Annotated in this window: 20 protein-coding genes; 17 read left to right on the forward strand and 3 right to left on the reverse strand. The window is 62.0% G+C overall.

The genetic code is table 11. The features are described from left to right. Positions 1 to 108 precede the first annotated feature (108 nt). The 17 genes from urtA (at position 109) to ureG (ending at position 14,371) form a co-directional block, all read left to right on the forward strand. A complete protein-coding gene (gene urtA / locus J2857_RS03805; protein ID WP_210008705.1) occupies positions 109 to 1,398 on the forward strand; it encodes an urea ABC transporter substrate-binding protein in 1,290 nt (429 codons plus the stop codon). 192 nt (positions 1,399 to 1,590) lie between these two features. Then, complete coding sequence (gene urtB, locus J2857_RS03810) at positions 1,591 to 3,216, forward strand: urea ABC transporter permease subunit UrtB (RefSeq protein WP_210008706.1); 1,626 nt, start codon at positions 1,591 to 1,593, stop codon at positions 3,214 to 3,216. Beyond that, positions 3,213 to 4,382 carry an urea ABC transporter permease subunit UrtC gene (gene urtC, locus J2857_RS03815; RefSeq protein ID WP_210008707.1) on the forward strand — a complete coding sequence of 390 codons (1,170 nt, stop codon included), beginning with the start codon at positions 3,213 to 3,215 and terminating at the stop codon, positions 4,380 to 4,382. The genes urtB and urtC overlap by 4 nt, the downstream gene beginning before the upstream one ends. 12 nt (positions 4,383 to 4,394) lie before the next feature. After that, complete coding sequence (gene urtD, locus J2857_RS03820; protein WP_432420140.1) at positions 4,395 to 5,156, forward strand: urea ABC transporter ATP-binding protein UrtD; 762 nt, start codon at positions 4,395 to 4,397, stop codon at positions 5,154 to 5,156. A gap of 1 nt (position 5,157) precedes the next feature. Further along, positions 5,158 to 5,853, forward strand: coding sequence for an urea ABC transporter ATP-binding subunit UrtE (gene urtE, locus J2857_RS03825; RefSeq protein ID WP_007762131.1), 696 nt, complete (start codon positions 5,158 to 5,160; stop codon positions 5,851 to 5,853). A gap of 249 nt (positions 5,854 to 6,102) precedes the next feature. Beyond that, positions 6,103 to 7,233 carry an alpha/beta hydrolase family esterase gene (locus J2857_RS03830; RefSeq protein ID WP_210008708.1) on the forward strand — a complete coding sequence of 377 codons (1,131 nt, stop codon included), beginning with the start codon at positions 6,103 to 6,105 and terminating at the stop codon, positions 7,231 to 7,233. Continuing rightward, positions 7,170 to 8,015 carry an urease accessory protein UreD gene (locus J2857_RS03835; protein ID WP_210008709.1) on the forward strand — a complete coding sequence of 282 codons (846 nt, stop codon included), beginning with the start codon at positions 7,170 to 7,172 and terminating at the stop codon, positions 8,013 to 8,015. Before J2857_RS03830 ends, J2857_RS03835 begins: the two co-directional genes overlap by 64 nt. Positions 8,016 to 8,033: 18 nt before the next feature. Continuing rightward, complete coding sequence (locus J2857_RS03840) at positions 8,034 to 8,336, forward strand: urease subunit gamma (protein ID WP_007773806.1); 303 nt, start codon at positions 8,034 to 8,036, stop codon at positions 8,334 to 8,336. A gap of 11 nt (positions 8,337 to 8,347) precedes the next feature. Next, complete coding sequence (locus J2857_RS03845) at positions 8,348 to 8,599, forward strand: DUF1272 domain-containing protein (protein ID WP_210008710.1); 252 nt, start codon at positions 8,348 to 8,350, stop codon at positions 8,597 to 8,599. An 11-nt stretch (positions 8,600 to 8,610) separates the two neighbouring features. Then, entirely contained in the window at positions 8,611 to 8,916 is a 306-nt protein-coding gene (locus J2857_RS03850) for an urease subunit beta (protein WP_037076732.1), read from the forward strand. After that, positions 8,913 to 9,326, forward strand: a complete 414-nt coding sequence (locus J2857_RS03855) for a lysozyme inhibitor LprI family protein (protein WP_210008711.1) — start codon at positions 8,913 to 8,915, stop codon at positions 9,324 to 9,326. The genes J2857_RS03850 and J2857_RS03855 overlap by 4 nt, the downstream gene beginning before the upstream one ends. An 18-nt stretch (positions 9,327 to 9,344) precedes the next feature. Beyond that, a complete protein-coding gene (locus tag J2857_RS03860) occupies positions 9,345 to 10,121 on the forward strand; it encodes a hypothetical protein (protein ID WP_210008712.1) in 777 nt (258 codons plus the stop codon). A gap of 30 nt (positions 10,122 to 10,151) precedes the next feature. Beyond that, positions 10,152 to 11,861 (forward strand): urease subunit alpha, encoded by a 1,710-nt coding sequence (gene ureC / locus J2857_RS03865; protein WP_210008713.1) that lies wholly within the window; start codon positions 10,152 to 10,154, stop codon positions 11,859 to 11,861. A gap of 25 nt (positions 11,862 to 11,886) precedes the next feature. Then, positions 11,887 to 12,558 carry a TIGR02117 family protein gene (locus tag J2857_RS03870; protein ID WP_210008714.1) on the forward strand — a complete coding sequence of 224 codons (672 nt, stop codon included), beginning with the start codon at positions 11,887 to 11,889 and terminating at the stop codon, positions 12,556 to 12,558. A 15-nt stretch (positions 12,559 to 12,573) separates the two neighbouring features. Beyond that, on the forward strand, positions 12,574 to 13,038 hold the full coding sequence (gene ureE, locus J2857_RS03875; protein WP_210008715.1) for an urease accessory protein UreE: 465 nt from the start codon (positions 12,574 to 12,576) through the stop codon (positions 13,036 to 13,038). A gap of 45 nt (positions 13,039 to 13,083) precedes the next feature. Beyond that, a complete protein-coding gene (locus J2857_RS03880; RefSeq protein ID WP_210010021.1) occupies positions 13,084 to 13,716 on the forward strand; it encodes an urease accessory protein UreF in 633 nt (210 codons plus the stop codon). A 43-nt stretch (positions 13,717 to 13,759) separates the two neighbouring features. Beyond that, positions 13,760 to 14,371 carry an urease accessory protein UreG gene (gene ureG, locus J2857_RS03885; protein WP_210008716.1) on the forward strand — a complete coding sequence of 204 codons (612 nt, stop codon included), beginning with the start codon at positions 13,760 to 13,762 and terminating at the stop codon, positions 14,369 to 14,371. A 235-nt stretch (positions 14,372 to 14,606) separates the two neighbouring features. On the opposite strand, the gene J2857_RS03890 is transcribed toward ureG, so the two are convergent. From J2857_RS03890 to J2857_RS03900, 3 genes are all read right to left on the reverse strand, one after another. Continuing rightward, complete coding sequence (locus J2857_RS03890; RefSeq protein WP_210010022.1) at positions 14,607 to 15,290, reverse strand: Crp/Fnr family transcriptional regulator; 684 nt, start codon at positions 15,288 to 15,290, stop codon at positions 14,607 to 14,609. A 197-nt stretch (positions 15,291 to 15,487) separates the two neighbouring features. Continuing rightward, the gene (locus tag J2857_RS03895; protein WP_210008717.1) at positions 15,488 to 18,823 is read right to left on the reverse strand and encodes an efflux RND transporter permease subunit; all 3,336 of its coding nucleotides are present in this window, start codon (positions 18,821 to 18,823) and stop codon (positions 15,488 to 15,490) included. Positions 18,824 to 18,834: 11 nt separating this feature from the next. Further along, a complete protein-coding gene (locus J2857_RS03900; RefSeq protein ID WP_245363004.1) occupies positions 18,835 to 20,070 on the reverse strand; it encodes an efflux RND transporter periplasmic adaptor subunit in 1,236 nt (411 codons plus the stop codon). Between the last annotated feature and the right edge of the window lie 160 nt (positions 20,071 to 20,230).

Genomic DNA, 20,230 nt, shown 5'->3' on the forward strand with positions numbered 1-20,230 from the left:
ACGGGTACGTCATTCGACGTATACGGTTTTGCGATGCAGCAACCGATAGTCGCTTAAGCAACGGTTAAGTTCTTCGTTGCGGACGAACGAGAAGAGGGGTTCGAACCAATGACATTCAAATCCAAACTGGGTGGCGCTCTTATCGCTGCCGTAATGTCGACGACGGCGCTGCAGGGTGCTTTCGCCGCTGACGACACCATCAAGATCGGTGTTCTGCACTCGCTTTCCGGCACCATGGCCATCTCTGAGACCACCCTCAAGGATGTCATGCTGATGCTCGTCGAGGAGCAGAACAAGAAGGGCGGCGTGCTCGGCAAGAAGCTTGAAGCCGTCGTCGTCGACCCGGCTTCCGACTGGCCGCTGTTTGCCGAAAAGGCCCGCCAGCTGATTTCCAAGGACAAGGTCGCCGCCGTTTTCGGTTGCTGGACATCGTCTTCGCGCAAGTCGGTCCTGCCGGTCTTCGAAGAGCTGAACTCGATCCTGTTCTACCCGGTCCAGTACGAGGGTGAAGAATCCTCGCGCAACATCTTCTACACGGGTGCTGCTCCCAACCAGCAGGCCATCCCGGCCGTCGACTATCTGGCGAAGGAAGAGGGCGTCAAGCGCTGGGTTCTGGCCGGTACCGACTACGTCTATCCGCAGACGACCAACAAGATCCTCAAGGCCTACCTGATGTCGAAGGGCGTTGCTGAGTCCGACATCATGGTCAACTACACGCCGTTCGGTCATTCCGACTGGCAGACGATCGTCTCGGACATCAAGAAGTTCGGCTCTGCCGGCAAGAAGACGGCCGTCGTCTCGACCATCAACGGCGACGCCAACGTGCCGTTCTACAAGGAACTCGGCAACCAGGGCATCAAGGCTGAAGACATTCCGGTCGTCGCCTTCTCGGTCGGCGAAGAAGAGCTTGCCGGTCTCGACACCAAGCCGCTCGTCGGCCACCTGGCTGCCTGGAACTACTTCCAGTCCGTCGATGCGGACGTCAACGCCGAGTTCATCAAGGAATGGAAGGCGTTCACCAAGAACGACAAGCGCGTCACCAACGACCCGATGGAAGCCGCCTATATCGGCTTCAACGCCTGGGTAAAGGCCGTCGAAGCTGCCGGCACCACCAATACCGACGCCGTGCTGGACTCGATCATCGGCGTCTCCGTTCCGAACCTGTCGGGTGGCACGTCCACCGTCATGCCGAACCACCACATCACCAAGCCGGTGCTGATCGGTGAAATCCAGGCTGACGGCCAGTTCGACATCGTTCAGGAAACCGCGCCTGTGGTCGGCGACGAGTGGTCCGATTACCTGCCGGACAGCAAGAACCTGATCTCCGATTGGCGCAAGCCGATGTCCTGCGGCAACTTCAACGTTGCTTCCGGCAAGTGCGGCGGCAAGGGCAGCTGATCCCAGTCTCTGCTGATTTGATGGGGCAGTCATTGCCCCTCACCCTAACCCTCTCCCCGCTCGCGGGGAGAGGGGAGTGCCTTTCGGCACAACATTTCCTGAACCGTCCACTGACGGGCAGGAGGTCGCCACGGATCTCCTTCGCCCCGCTTGCGGGGAGAAGGTGCCGGCAGGCGGATGAGGGGCGATGTCATGAAAATAAAATTTTTTCTTCGCGTATTTTTTCTTTGCGTTGTGTCCGCGCTGGCGTCGCCGTCTTATGCACAATCCGGTGCAGGCGCCGATCCCAGGTCGCTGATCGACGCGCTTTCCAAGGCGGATTTCGGCGAAGCTGAAAAACTGATCGGCCAGCTCGCCGCGACCGGCGATGCCCGGCTCGTGCCGGCGCTGAATGCCTTCTCCGAAGGTGACCTCTATTTCCGCAAGTCCGACAACCTGGTGTTCATCGGCAAGGTGTCTGGCTCCAGCTATGAGCTGACTGACCCGGTCACAGGCGCTTCAGCTGGCCAGGCCGCCAAGAACGCCGTCACCAAGATCAAGATCAACAACAGCCTGCGCCGCGTCATCCGCTCAGCCATGGGCGGCCTGACGCTGATGAGCCCGGATCGGGGCATCCGGCTGCAGGCGGCCGATGCGGTGCTCCGCTCGCCGAGCGCCGAAAACCTCGAGCTCCTCGAAACTGCGATCTCCAAGGAGACGGACGGCGAGGTCAAAGCCCGCATGGTAGAGGCGCGCGCCGTGTCGCTGCTCTCCTCCGACCGCTCCATCGACGAAAAGCGCGCCGCGATCGCGACCATCAAGAACTATGGCGGCCGCAACGCGATCGGCATCCTGATGGGCGCATCCGCGTCCCTCGACCCGAGTCTCAAGGCCGATGTCGATGCGGCAATCGCCAGCATCGAAAGCGGACAGCGGCTCTGGGATATCGGCCAGAACGTCTGGTACGGCGTGTCGCTCGGCTCGGTCCTGCTTTTGGCGGCGATCGGGCTTGCGATCACCTTCGGCGTCATGGGCATCATCAACATGGCGCATGGCGAGATGGTGATGCTCGGCGCCTATTCCACCTTCGTGGTGCAGCAGGTCATCCGCGATAGCGCTCCGGGCCTGTTCGACTGGTCGCTGGCAATCGCGCTCCCCGTCGCCTTCCTCGTCACCGGCGCGGTCGGCCTGGTCATCGAGCGCGGCGTCATCCGTTTCCTTTACGGCCGGCCGCTCGAAACGCTGCTTGCCACCTGGGGCGTCTCGCTGATCCTGCAGCAGACGATCCGCTCGATCTTCGGCCCGACCAACCAGGAAGTCGGCAACCCGTCCTGGATGTCCGGCTCGTTCCCGGTCGGCGGCATGACGATCACCTGGAACCGCATGTGGATCATCGCCTTCTCGCTGTCGATCTTCGTGGCGCTCTTGGTGGTGATGAAGAAGTCTTCCTTCGGCCTCAACATGCGCGCCGTCACCCAGAACCGCCGCATGGCGTCGTCGATGGGCATCAAGACGCCCTGGGTCGACGCCTTCACCTTCGCGCTCGGCTCCGGCATTGCCGGCATTGCCGGGGTGGCGCTGTCCCAGATCGACAACGTCTCGCCGAACCTCGGCCAGAGCTACATCATCGACAGTTTCATGGTTGTGGTGTTCGGCGGCGTCGGTAATCTCTGGGGCACGCTGGTCGGCGCGCTGTCGCTCGGGGTGCTCAACAAGTTTCTCGAACCTTCGGTAGGCGCCGTGCTCGGCAAGATCCTGGTCCTGGTGCTGATCATCCTCTTCATCCAGAAACGTCCGCGCGGTCTGTTCGCGCTCAAGGGAAGGGCGGTGGAAGCATGATTTCCGGCTTTGTCTTCCGCGCCCTCGAAGGCCGTATCGTTACCGCCGTCGGCATCATTCTGGCCATCGGCATCCTGGTGCCGGCGCTCAATCTCTTGACCCCGGCCGACAGCGCCCTGCATATCCCGACCTATGTGATGTCGCTGTTCGGCAAATATCTCTGCTACGCGCTGCTGGCGCTGGCGCTCGATCTCGTCTGGGGTTACTGCGGCATCCTCTCGCTCGGCCACGGCGCCTTCTTCGCGCTCGGCGGCTATGCGATGGGCATGTACCTGATGCGCCAGATCGGCCCGCGCGGCGTCTACGGCAACCCGATCCTGCCCGATTTCATGGTGTTCCTCAACTACAAGGAACTGCCGTGGTTCTGGCATGGCTTCGACTGGTTCATCTTCGCCATGGCGATGGTGATCGTCGTGCCCGGCCTGCTCGCCTTCATCTTCGGCTGGTTCGCCTTCCGCTCCCGCGTCAACGGCGTCTACCTGTCGATCATCACCCAGGCGATGACCTACGCGCTGCTGCTCGCCTTCTTCCGCAACGACATGGGTTTCGGCGGCAATAACGGCCTCACCGACTTCAAGGACATCCTCGGCTTCTCCGTCCAGGCGGACGGTACGCGTGCGGTCCTGTTCTTCATGTCGGCGCTGATGCTGTCGCTCTGCCTGATCCTTGCGTCAGCCATCGTCCGTTCGAAATTCGGCAAGGTGCTGGTCGGCGTGCGCGATGCGGAAAGCCGCGTGCGTTTCCTCGGTTTCCGGGTCGAGAACATCAAGCTCTTCACCTTCGTCGTATCCGCCATGATGGCGGGGATTGCCGGCGCGCTGTTCGTGCCGCAGGTCGGCATCATCAATCCAGGCGAGTTTGCGCCGGCCAACTCGATCGAAGTGGTCGTCTGGACGGCGGTCGGCGGGCGCGGCACGCTAATCGGCCCGATCATCGGCGCGATCCTGGTCAATGGTGGCAAGAGCTTCTTCACCGGCGCCTTCCCGGAAATCTGGCTGTTTGCGCTCGGTGGTCTGTTCATCGCCGTCACGCTCTTCCTGCCGAAGGGTATCGTCGGAACGATCCAGCATGGCTTCAAGGCCCGCAAGGCATTGAAGGCTGCGGCGGATGCCGAAAAGGGCAGGGGTGACGCCACCACGGTGGCGCAAGCCCAGGCGGCGGAATAAGGGCACGCAACCATGAACATGATTTCCGAAACACGACAGAAAAGCCTGCTCTATCTCGAAAACGTCTCGGTCTCCTTCGACGGTTTCAAGGCGCTGAACTCGCTCTCATTCGTCGTCGAGCCCGGTGAGCTCAGGGCGATCATCGGCCCGAACGGCGCCGGCAAGACGACGATGATGGACATCATCACCGGCAAGACGCGGCCCGACACCGGCACCGTCCTGTTCGAGGATACGATCGACCTAACAAAGAAGGACGAGGCGGATATCGCCCAGCTCGGCATCGGCCGCAAATTCCAGAAACCGACCGTGTTCGAAAGCCACACCGTCTGGGACAATCTGGAACTGGCGCTGAACCGGTCGCGCGGCGTGTTCGCCACCCTGTTCTACACGCTGTCGCCGGAGGACAAGGCGCGCATCGGGGAGATCCTCGAGACGATCCGCCTGACGCATCGCAGCCAGGAATACGCCGCCAATCTCTCCCACGGCCAGAAACAGTGGCTGGAGATCGGCATGCTGCTCGCCCAGGAACCGAAACTTCTGCTGGTCGATGAACCGGTCGCCGGAATGACCGACGCGGAAACCGCCGAGACGGCGGTGCTCTTGAAGGAAATCGCCAAGACCCGTTCGGTGGTCGTCGTCGAACACGACATGGGCTTCATCCGCGAACTCGGCGTCAAGGTGACCTGCCTTGCGGAAGGGTCGGTGCTAGCCGAAGGCTCGATCGATTTCGTCTCGAACGATCCGAAGGTGATCGAGAATTATCTGGGGCGCTAACATGCTGACAGTCAACAACGTCAATCTTCATTATGGCGCGGCGCAGGCGCTGCGAGGTGTCTCGATTCATGCGGATATGGGCAAGATCACTTGCGTGCTGGGGCGGAACGGCGTGGGGAAGAGTTCTCTTCTCCGCGCCGTCACCGGCCAGCATCCGGTCAGCGCCGGCACGATCAGCTTCCAGGGGGAGGTGCTGAATGGTCTCGCTCCCTATAACCGCGCCAAGCACGGCATCGGCTACGTGCCGCAGGGCCGCGAGATCTTCCCGCTGCTCACCGTACAGGAAAACCTCGAAAGCGGTTACGCGCCGCTCGCCCGCAAGGACAAGTTCATTCCCGACGAGATCTTCTCGCTGTTTCCGGTGTTGAAATCGATGCTCGGCCGGCGCGGCGGCGACCTGTCCGGTGGCCAGCAGCAGCAATTGGCGATCGGCCGCGCCATGGTCACGAGGCCCAAGATCCTCGTGCTCGACGAGCCGACCGAGGGCATCCAGCCGTCCATCATCAAGGATATCGGCCGGGCGATCCGCTACCTGCGGGATTCAACCGGCATGGCCATTCTGCTGGTGGAACAGTATCTGGACTTCTGCCGGGAGCTGGCCGACCAGGTCTACATCATGGATCGTGGCGAGATTGTGCACGAAGGGGCGGCCGAGACTCTGGATACGGCAGAAGCAAGGCGGCATCTGACTGTGTGAGACTAGTATTTTTACTGGTGAATGTTTGTATCGCGTTGCAGCACTTCGTGCGTTTCAATGCCATCTAATATATGTTAACTAACCCCCACGTTTTCAGGGCATTCCGCAATATTGTTGACAACCCCCGCACCCCATGATGAGGCGCTGATGGTCTTTGCACGCGTTGCTGGTTTCTTCTCTCGTTCTGCTCTTACGCGCATGGTTGCCGTACGAGCTGTTTTTTTGGGCGCCACGACCTTCCTGGGGTCAATGACCGGCAGCGCTCTTGCCGCAGGCTGCGGCCAGCCGATGGAAGCGGGTCGCCACCCGATCACCATCGAAACCGACGGTGTTGCCCGCTCGGCAGTCTATTTCATTCCCTCGTCCTATACCGGCAAGGACAAGGTTCCGCTGGTTTTCGATCTCCATGGCAGCCACAGCAATCCCGAAGGGCAGCTGAACAGAAGCTCCTGGGACAAGGTTGCGGAGAAAAACGGCTTCATCGTTTTGGCGCTGCAGGGCAGCCTGCCCGGAAGCTCCGCGGGAACCTATGCCTGGAACGTGCCCTTCGTCACCGTGCAACAGGGCGGTCTCGACGAGATCGCCTATATCAAACAGGCCCTGAACACTGCAAAGCAGCAATTCTGCGTCGATCCGGCCCGCATCTATGCCTCGGGTTATTCGGGTGGCGGGCGTATGTTGTCGGCCTATCTCTGCTCTGGCCATGACGATTTCGCAGCTGCCGGCTTCGTGCATTCGCTGCGCGCCGGACGCCCGGTCGAGACCGACGGCAAATGGGGTCCGGATGCGCAAGGCTGCAATCCGGCCAGGCCCATCTCGATCATGGCTTTTGCCGGCGTCAAGGATGCGGCCAACCCTTACGCGGGCGGTGGCAGCGCCTATTGGCAGTACGGCTTCAAGACCGCAATCCAGCGCTGGACGGAACTCGACGGCTGCAAGGGCAATGGCGATACAAAGACGGTCGACGGCGTCACCTTCAGTCTCTACGGGACCTGCCAGAACGGCGCACGCGTCGCATCCTACGTCTTCGCCAACGGCACGCATGACTGGCCGAAGCCGGTTGCCGCCACCGAAGCCGTGATTGCCGCCGCCAAGGACGGTGCTGCGAGCGTCACCAAGGTGGCTGCGGTCACCGTCGCCAAACCTGCTTTCGATGCCAATGTTGATCCGGCTTCGCGGATGTGGGAGTTCTTCGGCAGGGCCGACAGCACCGACGTGATCGCTACCGCAGCGCCGGCCAAGATCGGTTCTGCGGCCAAGTCTGGCACGGGCGTTGCATCGGGCTGCGGAACCGAAGCCGATCTCCAGGGGACGACGTGCAACAGCAACCAGCCGATCGATATGCGCCGCAGCGGGCAAGGGGTGCAGGACGCCTTGTAACCAAGGCTTTTGGCGGGCGGACACGGCTTTCCGAATTCTACCAGGAGGGCTGCGCAAAAATTCGCCTTCCGGAAACCTTTTCGCCTGAAATGGAGGCGATACTCATCAATACGTCGGGGGGGCTGACGGGCGGCGACGTGATCGAATGGTCCGTCGCCGCTGCCGCTTCCACAAGACTGTCGGTCACCACCCAGGCGAACGAAAAGATCTACAAGGCCGCCTCCGGCACCGCCTCCGTCTCCACCCACATCACCGTCGGTGACGACGCTTCGGTCCACTGGCTTCCCCAGGAAACCATCCTTTTCGACCAGGCATCGCTCACCCGCCGGCTCGACGTCGACCTCTCCGAAACCTCGGAATTCCTGGCCGTCGAAGCGGTCCTGCTCGGCCGTAAGGCGATGGGCGAGGCGGTTGCACACGGCTTCTTTCGCGACCGCTGGCGGGTGCGCCGGTCAGGCCAGCTGATCCATGCGGAAGAGATGAAGTTCGAGGGCGAGATCGAGCAGCTTTGCCAGGCCGCCGCCGTGCTCTCCGGCCAGGTCGCCTTCTCGACTCTGTTCTACACCGGCCCGCTCGCAGAAGCGCTTTTCCCGAAACTTCGCCAGATTCTCGAGGACACACCCGGCGGAGCGAGCCTGTGGACTGGCGGAGCCAGCCACTGGAACGGCAAGCTGATCGCCAGGCTGGTCGCGCCAACCGGCTTTCATCTCAGAAAAATCCTGACACCGGCAATTTCCGTATTGCGTAACGGCGCGCCAGTGCCGAAAGTCTGGAACATCTGATCTTACTGCGGGAATCCCATGAACCTGACGCCCAGAGAAAAAGACAAACTGCTGATTTCCATGGCGGCGATCGTCGCCCGCCGCCGGCTGGAACGCGGGGTCAAGCTCAACTATCCGGAAGCGATCGCGCTCATCACCGACTACGTGGTGGAAGGCGCGCGAGACGGCCGGTCGGTCGCCGACCTGATGGAAGCCGGCGCGCATGTCGTCACCCGCGATCAGGTGATGGAAGGCATTGCCGAGATGATTCACGACGTGCAGGTGGAGGCGACCTTCCCGGACGGTACCAAGCTCGTCACCGTGCACGAACCGATCCGCTGAGGAGGCGGCCCATGCTGGAACTGCGCCCCAATTGCGAATGCTGCGACAAGGACCTTGCCCCGGAAAGCCGGGAGGCGATGATCTGCACTTTCGAGTGCACGTTCTGCGTCACCTGCACCACCGACGTGCTGAAGGGCATCTGCCCGAATTGTTCAGGCGAGCTGGTGCGCCGGCCGGTGCGTCCGGCGGCTGCGCTCGCGCGCAATCCTGCCTCCACCAAACGTGTTCTCAAGGCCGAGGGCTGCGCGCCCAAGGCGGCTTGAAGGAGAGATTCATGATTCCCGGTGAAGTGATTGCCGCAGAAGGCGAAATCGAGCTCAATTCCGGTGCCCCGACCGTGTCCATCGAGGTCTCCAATACCGGCGACCGTCCGGTGCAGGTGGGCAGCCATTACCATTTCTTCGAGACCAATAACGGTCTTTCCTTCGACCGCGACAAAGCGCGCGGCATGCGCCTCGATATCCCGGCCGGAACCGCGGTGCGTTTCGAACCCGGCCAGACCCGCTCCGTGACGCTGATCCCCCTCTCGGGCAAGCGCGAAGTCTATGGTTTCCAGCAGAAGATCATGGGTGCGCTGTGAAATCCGTTTTGGTGGCTGCTGCCGTCTGCCTGGGGTTCTGCTCCCTGCCGGCATTTGCCCAGGAGCCGAAGGCCAATTGCAAGAACCCGCAGACGCAGATGGAGATGAACATCTGCTCGCAGCGGGATTTTGAGGCGGCCGACAAGGCGCTCAACGCCCAGTACCAGACAACGCGCAAGGCCATGAAGGCGTGGGATGCCGATGCCACGCCGGATCTGAAGGGTGCCGAGGATGCGCTCGTCAAGGCGCAACGCGCCTGGGTCGTCTATCGGGATGCGCAGTGCATTTCCACCGGCTTCCAGGCGCATGGCGGCTCGATGGAGCCGATGCTGGTTTCCGGATGCCAGGCGGATCTCACCCGCAAGCGCACTGCCGAATTGAAAGAGCTGACAGAGGCGATGGGGAATTGATGCGGAACCGGGCGTCCAATGAATAGCGAACACATAGTCTATATCCCTCGTCGCGCGAAGGTCATCATAACGGTTCTGGCCGTCTTCATCTTCCTGCTCTCGGTATCGGTTGTCCTGTTTTCGCTGTTGACCGGAGTGGATGCGGGCCTCGTCACTACCGCCTTGACGCTCGCACAGACATGTGCGGCAGGGCTAAGCGTCATCGCACTGATCTTCTATACGAAATTCAGTGTCGGCGTGCCGTTTCTCAAGGAGCGCACGGCAAGCTATCTAGTACAGGAGATCCCCGAGGCCTTGCGCATCGTCGATTACGACGAAGACGATTTTCGGGAGCTTGATGCCTCCTATGCGGCGAAGCCCGTGTCGTCGAGGACGAAGATCCTTATCAAATACGACGAGGGCAGCCACTATTGCCAGTATCGCATTCTCGCCTACGGCCTCGACCAGCGGGTGTACGTTCAGGTGAACGTCAAGAGAATGGTGGTTTCCTATTTTCTGGCTATCGGCTCCATGGACGAAGGGGAGATTCGTCAGCGGCTGGAATATGTCGTCAAAGCCGCCGAGACGGCCGGCTACACCTATAAATATGAACAGGTCCACGATACTGCCGCCAGAAGCGTGACTGTCCAGTTGCGGTTGTTCCGTTCGCTGCCCGATGAATTCCTCGTGAATGCGGGGGAGCGTTTGTATGTCGCCAACGATCTGGCCAGCATGACGCGCGCGCTCATAAGGGCGCTGCCGGAAAAAGTCGTAGAATTGCCCCCGCCGCCGGCGGACGCGATCAAGGTCGCATAAAACACCCATTCTCGTCATGGAGTCCACCCAATGCCCCACAAGATGTCCCGCGCCTCCTATGCCAGCATGTTCGGTCCGACCACGGGCGATCGGGTGCGGCTTGCCGATACCGAGCTCTTCATCGAGGTGGAGAAGGATTTCACCATCTATGGCGAAGAGGTGAAGTTCGGCGGCGGCAAGGTCATTCGCGACGGCATGGGCCAGAGCCAGGCGACGCGGGCGGAAGGCGCCGTCGACACCGTCATCACCAATGCGCTGATCGTCGACCATTCGGGCATCTACAAGGCTGACGTCGGTTTGAAGAACGGCCGTATCCACGCGATCGGCAAGGCCGGCAACCCGGATACGCAGCCGGGCGTGACGATCATCGTCGGCCCGTCCACCGAGGCGATTGCCGGCGAGGGCAAGATCCTGACGGCCGGCGGCATGGATGCGCATATCCACTTCATCTGCCCGCAGCAGATCGAGGAGGCGCTGATGAGCGGTGTCACGACCATGCTCGGCGGTGGCTCCGGCCCGGCGCATGGAACGCTTGCCACCACCTGCACCGGTGCCTGGCATATCGAGCGGATGATCGAGAGCTTCGACGCCTTCCCGATGAACCTGGCGCTGGCCGGCAAGGGCAATGCCTCGCTGCCGGCTCCACTCGAGGAGATGATCCTCGCCGGTGCCTCAAGCCTGAAGCTGCACGAGGACTGGGGCACGACGCCGGCCGCGATCGACAATTGCCTGACGGTTGCCGACGCCTTCGACGTGCAGGTGATGATCCACACGGATACGCTGAACGAGAGCGGCTTCGTCGAGGATACCGTCGCCGCAATCCGGGGTCGCACTATCCACGCCTTCCATACGGAAGGGGCGGGCGGTGGTCACGCGCCCGACATCATCAAGGTCTGCGGCAATCCGAACGTCATCCCGTCTTCCACCAACCCGACCCGGCCCTATACGATCAACACGCTCGCCGAACATCTCGACATGCTGATGGTCTGCCATCACCTGTCGCCGTCGATCCCGGAAGACATCGCCTTTGCCGAAAGCCGCATCCGCAAGGAAACCATCGCCGCCGAAGACATCCTCCACGATCTCGGCGCCTTCTCGATCATCTCCTCCGACAGCCAGGCCATGGGCCGCGTCGGGGAAGTGGCGATCCGCACCTGGCAGACGGCCGACAAGATGAAGCGCCAGCGCGGCAGCTTGAAGGAAGAAACCGGCAATAACGACAATTTCCGCGTCAAGCGCTACATCGCCAAATATACGATAAACCCGGCCATCGCCCATGGGGTTTCCCATGAGATCGGTTCGGTCGAGGTCGGCAAACGGGCGGATCTCGTGCTCTGGAACCCGGCCTTCTTTGGCGTAAAGCCGGAAATGGTGCTGCTCGGCGGTTCGATCGCGGCGGCGCCGATGGGCGATCCGAACGCCTCGATCCCCACCCCGCAGCCGATGCACTACCGTCCGATGTTCGCCGCCTACGGCAAGCTGCGCACCAATTCGTCAGTCACTTTCGTCAGCCAGGCTTCGCTCGACGGCGGTCTTGCCCAGCGCCTCGGCGTCGCGAAGAAGCTGGTGGCGGTCAAAAACACCCGAGGCGGCATTTCCAAGGCCTCGATGATCCACAATTCGCTGACGCCGCATGTGGAGGTCAACCCGGAGACCTACGAAGTGCGGGCCGACGGCGAGTTGCTCACCTGCGAACCTGCGACCGTGCTGCCGATGGCGCAACGTTATTTCCTGTTCTGAGGCGCTGGCACCTCGGAGCCCATTGATGAAGACGTTTTTGCGCTGGCTCCTTGCCGCGGTTCTGTTCGTGGTTGTCGCGGTGGCCGTCGGGACCTTCATCCCGCGGCCGCTGTTTGCGCCGAGCCGGGCGGCGGAACCGGTGGCGCAAAGGCGCATCCTGGTTCTGTCCAATCCGATCCATACGGACATTGCCATTCCGCTGGCTGAAGATACCCGTGCCGCCTTTGCTTTTTTGGGGCGGTCCGGAATCCCCGTTGCCAGTCCCGGTGCGGAATGGCTGGTGCTCGGTTGGGGTGGGCGGGCTTTCTATCTTGAAACGCCGACCTGGGCGGACTTGAAGCCGATTCCGGTATTGCGGGCACTGACGATCGACAGTTCGGTCATGCATGTGGACGTTGCCGGCGGGATCGATGAAAGCCATCCGGCGGTGATGCCGATCGACCTGGAGGCGGCGGAATTCCAGCGGCTTTTGGCGTTTATCCAGACGAGCTTCAGCCGTCAGGCAGGCGAGGTGGCTGTGGTGCCGGAGGCGGGCTATGGCGATAATGACCGGTTCTTCGAGGCGAACGGCTACTTCAACGCGTTTGCCGGCTGCAACACCTGGGCCGCCGCGGCACTTCGCGCCGCCGGATTGCGCACCGGCCTCTGGAATCCGCTGCCGCAGACGCTTACGCTATCCCTCAAGCTTTTCAATTGATCCCCGGAGTTTTCCATGCAGCACATCCACTCCTATCACCCCGCAGGGGTGATCTCCGATCCGCCGGTCGATATCGTCACCCTGCCGCATGATCTGCGGCATCTGCGCCGCAAGCTCCTGCATCTTTCCAACGGCGAGATGGTGATGCTCGATCTCAAGGAGGCGATGCTTTTCCACCACGGCGACCGGCTGGTGCTCGACAACGGCGATACGATCGAGGTGCAGGCGGCCCCGGAAAAACTCTTCGAGATCAGGGCGCGGGACACGCTGCACCTGATCGAGCTTGCCTGGCATCTCGGCAACCGGCATCTGGCGGCGCAGATCGAGGAGGGGCGTATCCTCATCCTGCGCGACCATGTGATCCGGGCGATGCTGGAGGGGCTCGGCGCTACCGTCGCCGAGGTCGAGGAAGGTTTCCAGCCGGCCCGCGGCGCTTATCATTCGCATGGCGGCCATGGTCATGACCATCACGGACATTGAGCTTCGGTGAGCGAAAGCCTCGATACGAAAGCACTTCTGCGGCTGATGGCCTGGCTCTCCCCGGCCTTCCCGATCGGCGGTTTCGCCTATTCGGGCGGGCTGGAGCGGGCCGTGCTGGATGGCCTCGTCAAGGATGCGTCTGGGCTGAGCGGCTGGCTGTCGAGCCTGTTGCGGCACGGCTTCCTGTGGAACGACGCGGTCCTGTTCGGCGTTGCCTGGCGGCGGTTTGAGGATGAGGCCGGTCTGATGGAGACGGCCGAACTGGGGCTGGCGCTTGCCGGCTCCGCGGAGCGCCATAAGGAGACGCTGTCGCTCGGCACGGCATTTGCCGCGGCGGCCTCGGCGTGGCCGCATCCGGTCCTCGACCGCCTGCCGACGGCCGTGCTGTTTCCGGTCGCAGTCGGGGCTGTTGCGGCAGCGCATGGCGTGCCTGCGGTCCAGGCACTTGCCGCCTACCTGCATGCAGCCGCTTCGCAATCGGTATCCGCGGGGATCAGGCTTGGTGTGGCGGGGCAGACCGAAGGCGTGGCCATTCTCGCGGATATCGAAGGCCTGATCACCGAAATCGCAGGGAAAGCGAGCCTTGCCACGCTCGACGATCTCGGCGGCGCGACCGTGCAGGCGGAAATCGCCTCTCTGCGGCACGAAACACAGCATTCGCGGCTTTTCCGCTCGTAAAAGCGGTCCTAAGCTGGCGTCAGGAAGAATGAAAGGACGACACATGAAATCGGCAAACGGGCCTTTGCGCGTCGGCATCGGCGGCCCAGTCGGCTCGGGCAAGACGGCACTGACGGAAAAGCTCTGCAAGGCGATGCGTGCGGATTATTCCATCGCGGTCGTCACCAACGACATCTACACGAAGGAGGACGCCGAAGCGCTGGTGCGCAGCCAAGCGCTGTCTTCGGACCGCATCGTCGGCGTCGAGACCGGCGGCTGCCCGCATACCGCCATCCGCGAAGACGCGACGATCAATCTTCAGGCGATCGCGGGTCTTAACGAGCGCATCCCCGATCTCGACGTGGTTTTCATCGAATCGGGTGGCGACAATCTCGCGGCGACCTTTTCGCCGGATCTCGCCGACATCACCATCTATGTGATCTCCACCTGCCAGGGCGAAGAAATTCCGCGCAAGGGCGGCCCGGGCATTACCCGCTCCGATCTCCTGATCATCAACAAGAAGGATCTCGCTCCTTACGTCGATGTCGATCTCGATGTGATGGACCGCGACGCCTACCGCATGCGCGAGGCCAAGCCGCACCTGTTCACCGACCTGAAGCGCGGCGAGGGCGTGGACCATGTGGTCCGGTTCCTGAAGGAGCAGGGTGGTCTTTAAAGCGTACCGCGATCCTTCGGATCCGCCCGGCACGCTTTAAGTCTCTGTTTTACGCATGTCGTTGTCGCAAAGCCGCTGCACACTTTTGCGCGACATGCTCTAAAAAAGATCGAGGCCGATGGCTCCCTGGGAAGCCATCGGCCTTGTCTGCATGCTGCGGTCCCGCCGCCCGCGTCGCAGCATGCATCCAAAGCGAGCCCGGACCCGCCCGCCCGGTCTCGCTTTCCCTCGAGTTTCAGATTTCGCGCAGGGCCTGCACGTCGCCGACCTGGATCACGCGCCCGCGTACTGTCACTCCGGTCCGCCGGAGAGTGGAGAATGCGCGGGAGAGCGCCTCGGGAGCCAGGCCCAGCATGCCTGCGAGCAGGTTCTTCTGGAAAGGCAGGCGAATGGAGGCGGGGCCGCCATCCACCGGGCACCGCGTCAGGATATAATTCGCCACCCGCTGCGGTGCCGTATGCAACCTGTCGTTGGCGACGCAGTCCATCGTGGTCATAAGGTGTTTCGAGAGCGAGGTGATCACCGCTTTGGCGATATCCCGCTCCTGTTCGGCCAGATCCCGCACCGCCTGCATGTCGAAGCGGGCAAGCGTCGTGGCTTCGGCTGTCTGTGCATGATGACGGTACTTGGTGCCGCCATAGAGAAGACATTCGGCGAACGTGTCCCCGGGACTGCAGATACGGATATCCGCCTCACGGCCGTCGCGATTGAGCTGGTAGAGCCGCACGTAACCACTGAGAACACAGTAAAAAGCGTCCGCATCCTCGCCTTCGCGAAAGATCGACTTGCGGTTCGTCAGGCTGATGACACTCATGGTCGACATCATCCGGACGAGAGAATTGCCGGTCAGGCTGGTCAGGAAAGGTGCCTTCATCAGGACAGCCCGGTCCCTGTTGTTGAGCTTTAAATTGCTGTTCATCATGTCCGCTGTCTCTTCCATAACCTGAACCGCCGCGCATTCCCGATGTCGCTAAAATAACAGGTTCAACAAATCTGTTTTTGACATCGATCAAATTGGCGCATTTTTTCTGCAATCTCCGCGAGCCGGCTTTTTTCAACGAAAAACGCCGGGCCATGAGGCCCGGCGTTGCCGGAATTGCAGTGGGGGAGGAGTGCTTATTCGGCGGCCAGCGGAGGCAGGCGCAGCACTTTGCTGCTGGCCTGCGCGCCGGGAGAACGATCGTCGTTGGCGCTCGTCTGCCGTTCCATCTGGTTGAGGCGTTCTTCCAGGGATGCGATCGTCTGAGCGTTCTTGCGCGCTTCCTGGCTGAGCTCCTCGTTGGAAAGACCGAAGTCCTCCTGTTCCTTCTTGCCGACCATGCGGCCGAAGATCTTGCCGAGCAGGCGCGACAGGTCGTCCATGATCAGGAAGAAGGACGGCACGACGAGAAGCGAGAGCACCGTCGAAACGATGATGCCGCCCATCACCGCGATCGCCATCGGCGCACGGAAGGAGCCACCTTCGCCGACGCCGAGCGCCGAGGGCAGCATGCCCGCCGACATGGCGATCGAGGTCATGATGATCGGACGGGCGCGCTTGCGGCCGGCTTCCACCATGGCATGGACCCGTTCCAGGCCTTGACGCTTCATCTCGATCGCGAAGTCCACCAGCAGGATGGCGTTCTTGGTGACGATGCCCATCAGCATCAGGATACCGATCAGCACCGGCATCGACAACGCGTTCTGGGTGATGATCAGCGCCACCGCCACGCCGCCGATGGCAAGCGGCAGGGAGAACAGGATGGTGAAGGGCTGGATGACGTCCTTGAAGAGCAGGATCAGCACCACTAGCACCAGCATCAGGCCCATCAGCATTGCATTGCCGAAGCTCTGCTGCATTTCGGCCTGCACCTTGGCATCACCGCTTTCGGCCAGACGAACCGTCTTCGGGAATTCGGTCTCGTCGACGATGCGTTTGAACTCGGCCGAGGCGGTATCGAGCGCCGTGCCGAAGGGCACGTCGGAGCCGATCGCCACGACGCGGTTGCGGTCGTTTCGCTTGATCGAGCTCGGGCCTTCCGAATAATCGATGTCGGCGACGCTGTAGAGTGGCACGCTGGCACCGGCCGCGGTCTTGATCTTCAAGGCGCGGATGGAGGCGAGATCGCGGCGGACGTCGAGCGACGCCTGGACGCGGATCGGGATCTGCCGGTCGTCCAGCGAGATCTTGGCAAGGTTGGCATCGACATCGCCGATCGTCGCGACGCGGACGGTCTGGGCGATCTGCTGCGGGGTGATGCCGAGGCGCGAGGCCTCCGCCATGCGCGGCCGGATCTGGAGTTCCGGACGGGGCAGGGCGCCTTCCGAGGAGACATTGAAAAGGACCGGCGAGGCGCGCAGCTTCGATTCCAGCACGCTGACGGCTTCGTTCAGGTCCGCCTCGTTGGTGGAGAGGAAGTTGAACGACAGGTCACGCTCGGCGCGGTCGTTGACCTTGGAGATCCGCACGTCCGGAATGGAGCGGACAGCTGCAAAGATATCCTTTTCGACATCCCATTGCGGACGCGTGCGGCCATTTTCCTTGATCTTCGGCACAAAGTCGCGGACGAGAGGGATCGATCCCAGACCCTTGTTGACCAGGGTCTTTACCAGCGAATGGTCGATGTTCTGCAGAATGACGCGCACGGTTGCGCGTCGCAGTTCAAGGTCACCCTTCGGCGAAGCGCCACCGAGAATGAAGACGCTCTCAACACCGTCGATATGGCGTACAGCGTCATAGATGACGTCGGTGCTGGCAGCCGTCTCGTCGAGTGTCGCATTCGGCGGCAGTTCCACCGACAGCACGACGCGCGAGGAATCGTCCGGCGGCAGGAAGCTGCCGGGGACCTGGGAGAGCAGCATCACCGAGCCGATCAGGAAGCCGATTGCTGCGAGCATCGTCGTATAACGCCAGTACCAGCGGCGGGTCGTGCCGGTGACGAGGCGCGTATAGGCCTTCATGATCCAGCCGTCGTTGTCGTGATGGTCTTCCATCCCGTCTTCGGGGCTCATCAGATAGGCAGCCATCAGCGGCGTGATCAGTCGCGCCACCGCGAGCGAGAAGAACACCGAGAAAGCGACCGTCAGGCCAAACTGGATGAAGTACTGGCCCGGAACGCCCGGCATGAACGAGACCGGCACGAACACTGCGATGATCGTGAAACTGGTCGCGATGACGGCGAGACCGATTTCGTCCGCCGCCTCGAGCGCCGCTCGATAGGGCGTCTTGCCCATCTTGATATGCCGCGCGATGTTCTCGATCTCGACGATCGCGTCATCGACTAGAATACCTGTCGCGAGCGTCAGCGCCAGGAAGCTTACGAGGTTCAGCGAGAACCCCATGACATCCATGATCCAGAAGGTCGGGATCGCTGAAAGCGGCAGGGCGATGGCGGCGATCAGCGTTGCGCGCCAGTTCCTCAGGAACAGGAACACCACGATGACGGCGAGGATCGAGCCTTCCATCAGCGTATGGAGAGCCGCCTCGTAGTTGCCGTAGGTGAAGTAGACCGAGTCGTCGACCATCTCGATCGCGACGTTCGGATTGGCCTTGCGCACTTCGTCGAGGCTGGTGGCGACGGTTTCGGCGACCGAGACTTCGCTGGCGCCCTTGGCGCGGAATACGGCGAAGGTAACCGACGGCGTGCCGTTGAAGCGCGAGAAGGACTTCGGCTCTTCATAGGTGTCGGTGATGGTGCCGAGTTCGGTCAGCTTGACGAACTGGCCGTTGGGCAACGTGATGGTCGTGTCGGCAAGCTGAGCGACGCTGCGGGCATCGCCGAGCGTGCGGATCGTCTGTTCGTTGCCGGCCACCTGGCCGCGGCCCGAGCCGAGATCGACGTTGGTGCCGCGCATCTGGGTGCTGACATCTGCAGCGGTGATGCCGTAGGCGTCGAGCTTGGCGGGGTTCAGCGACACCCGGACTTCACGATCGGAGCCGCCGTAACGGTCGATACGGCCGATGCCGGCCTGGCCCTGCAGGGCGCGCTTGACCGTGTCGTCGACGAACCAGGAGAGTTCTTCGAGCGTCATGTTCGGCGAGGAGACGGCGAATGTCTGGATCGCCTGGCCCTCGACGTCGACCTTGGTGACGACGGGTTCCTCGATGCCGGCGGGCAGGTCGCTGCGGATCTTGTCGATCGCGTCCTTGGTGTCCTGCACAGCCTCTGCGGTCGGCTTTTCGATGCGGAAAACGACGACCGTCTGCGACTGGCCGTCTGTCACCGTCGACTGGATTTCGTCGATGCCGCTGATCGAGGCTACGGCGTCCTCGATCTCCTTCGTCACCTGCATTTCCAGCTCGGCCGGGGCCGCGCCGCTCTGGGTGACGGTGATCGACACGACCGGAACGTCGATATTCGGAAAACGGGTGATCGGCAGAGCGTAAAACGACTGGATGCCGACGACAAGCAGCAGGGCAAAACCGAGTAGTGGAGCAATCGGATTGCGGATCGACCAGGCGGAGAAGTTCATGCGGCTCAACCTCAGTTCGCAATAGTGGCGGGTTCGGCCGGGACCGGGGCGATCTTGTCGCCGTCCCGAACGAAGGCGCCGGCCTTCGCAACGACAATGTCACCGGCCGTAAGGCCGCTGACGACCTGCACGAAACCGCCATCCTGGATGCCGGTTTCAATCTTCACCTGCTTGACCACATTGTCCTCGACCTTGCGGGCGGTGGAACCGTTCCGTCCGGTGGTAACGGCGGAGAGCGGCAACGCCAGGGCATTGGTCTCGGTGACGACGATCTCGGCGCTGGCATACATTCCCGAGCGCGCGCCACTCTCGTCGTCGATGACGATGTGCACCGCTCCGAGGCGGGTGACCGGATCGACCGTCGGGGAGACGAGCCGAACCTTGCCCTCGATCTTCACCTTGCCGCCGGCGACCGTGACGATTGCCTTCTGCTCGGCCTTGATCTTCTGGATGTCGGTCTCGGAAAGGTCGGCGACGAGCTCGATCGCGCCGTCCTTGATGATCGTGAAGAGCGGATTGCCGGTGCCGCTGGCGATCGCGCCGACCTTGGCATTGCGGACGGAAATGACACCGCCGACCGGCGCTTTCACGCCTGTGCGGGCGAGCTTCAAGTTGATGTCCTCGATCTGGGCATCCACCACCTTGATGTCGGATTGGCCGACGACCACCGCCTGTTTGGCGGCGTTCAGCCGTGCCTGCGCAACCTCGACGGCAGCCGACGCCTGTTCGAGTTGGGACACGGTCCCGGTACCGCTTTGGCTGAGCTTCACGAGGCGGTCGCGCTGGCGCGTCGTGTCGGCGACATTGGCCTGGGCCTCGATCACCTGCGCCTGATATTGTGCGACGGCTGCTTCGGCCTTTGCCTTGTTGGCCTGGAGTTGGCTTTTCTCGAGAAGCAGCGCGTCGTCATTCAACGTCGCAAGCACGCTGTCTGCCTTCACTTCGTCGCCGACGTCGGCATTCAGCGTCTTGATCGACAAGGCGTCGACGAGCGGCTGGACATAGACTTCCTCGACGGGCCTGACGGTGCCGGTCGCGATGACGCGATCGACCAGCGGCTTTTCGACCGCTTCCGTGACAATGATCGAGGGCAGTTTGATTTCCGTCTGCGCCGGGGCCGGCGTGGCCGCGTCCTGCGCAAGGGCAGAATTGGGGTTCAATGCGGAACCTGCGGCAAGCGCGATGCTGGCGCCGAGTGCAAGGCGAAGAGCCGGGATACCGGCAGACTTGGTAAACTTGCGAAACATGCGATTACTTTCAAACTGAAGGTAAGGGGCAAATATTCCGCTGGGAACCGCTCCGGTCACGGCACGCCCCCTCAGCGCACGATAACCCGGATCAAGGTGGTAACCGCGCAAAACGGTTACAAGACCGGCAGCGAAAGATTCATCAACGCCGCACTTTTAC

Source organism: Neorhizobium galegae (genome assembly GCF_017877055.1).
Taxonomy (GTDB): Bacteria; Pseudomonadota; Alphaproteobacteria; order Rhizobiales; family Rhizobiaceae; genus Neorhizobium; species Neorhizobium galegae_D.

Bases quoted from the DNA above. Each gene is read 5' to 3' on its own strand.
- urtA (WP_210008705.1), top strand. From the start codon at position 109: ATGACATTCAAATCCAAACTGGGTGGCGCTCTTATCGCTGCCGTAATG.
- urtB (WP_210008706.1), top strand. From the start codon at position 1,591: ATGAAAATAAAATTTTTTCTTCGCGTATTTTTTCTTTGCGTTGTGTCC.
- urtC (WP_210008707.1), top strand. From the start codon at position 3,213: ATGATTTCCGGCTTTGTCTTCCGCGCCCTCGAAGGCCGTATCGTTACC.
- urtD (WP_432420140.1), top strand. From the start codon at position 4,395: ATGAACATGATTTCCGAAACACGACAGAAAAGCCTGCTCTATCTCGAA.
- urtE (WP_007762131.1), top strand. From the start codon at position 5,158: ATGCTGACAGTCAACAACGTCAATCTTCATTATGGCGCGGCGCAGGCG.
- J2857_RS03830 (WP_210008708.1), top strand. From the start codon at position 6,103: ATGACCGGCAGCGCTCTTGCCGCAGGCTGCGGCCAGCCGATGGAAGCG.
- J2857_RS03840 (WP_007773806.1), top strand. From the start codon at position 8,034: ATGAACCTGACGCCCAGAGAAAAAGACAAACTGCTGATTTCCATGGCG.
- J2857_RS03845 (WP_210008710.1), top strand. From the start codon at position 8,348: ATGCTGGAACTGCGCCCCAATTGCGAATGCTGCGACAAGGACCTTGCC.
- J2857_RS03850 (WP_037076732.1), top strand. From the start codon at position 8,611: ATGATTCCCGGTGAAGTGATTGCCGCAGAAGGCGAAATCGAGCTCAAT.
- J2857_RS03860 (WP_210008712.1), top strand. From the start codon at position 9,345: ATGAATAGCGAACACATAGTCTATATCCCTCGTCGCGCGAAGGTCATC.
- ureC (WP_210008713.1), top strand. From the start codon at position 10,152: ATGCCCCACAAGATGTCCCGCGCCTCCTATGCCAGCATGTTCGGTCCG.
- J2857_RS03870 (WP_210008714.1), top strand. From the start codon at position 11,887: ATGAAGACGTTTTTGCGCTGGCTCCTTGCCGCGGTTCTGTTCGTGGTT.
- ureE (WP_210008715.1), top strand. From the start codon at position 12,574: ATGCAGCACATCCACTCCTATCACCCCGCAGGGGTGATCTCCGATCCG.
- J2857_RS03880 (WP_210010021.1), top strand. From the start codon at position 13,084: ATGGCCTGGCTCTCCCCGGCCTTCCCGATCGGCGGTTTCGCCTATTCG.
- ureG (WP_210008716.1), top strand. From the start codon at position 13,760: ATGAAATCGGCAAACGGGCCTTTGCGCGTCGGCATCGGCGGCCCAGTC.
- J2857_RS03890 (WP_210010022.1), bottom strand. From the start codon at position 15,290: ATGAACAGCAATTTAAAGCTCAACAACAGGGACCGGGCTGTCCTGATG.
- J2857_RS03895 (WP_210008717.1), bottom strand. From the start codon at position 18,823: ATGAACTTCTCCGCCTGGTCGATCCGCAATCCGATTGCTCCACTACTC.
- J2857_RS03900 (WP_245363004.1), bottom strand. From the start codon at position 20,070: ATGTTTCGCAAGTTTACCAAGTCTGCCGGTATCCCGGCTCTTCGCCTT.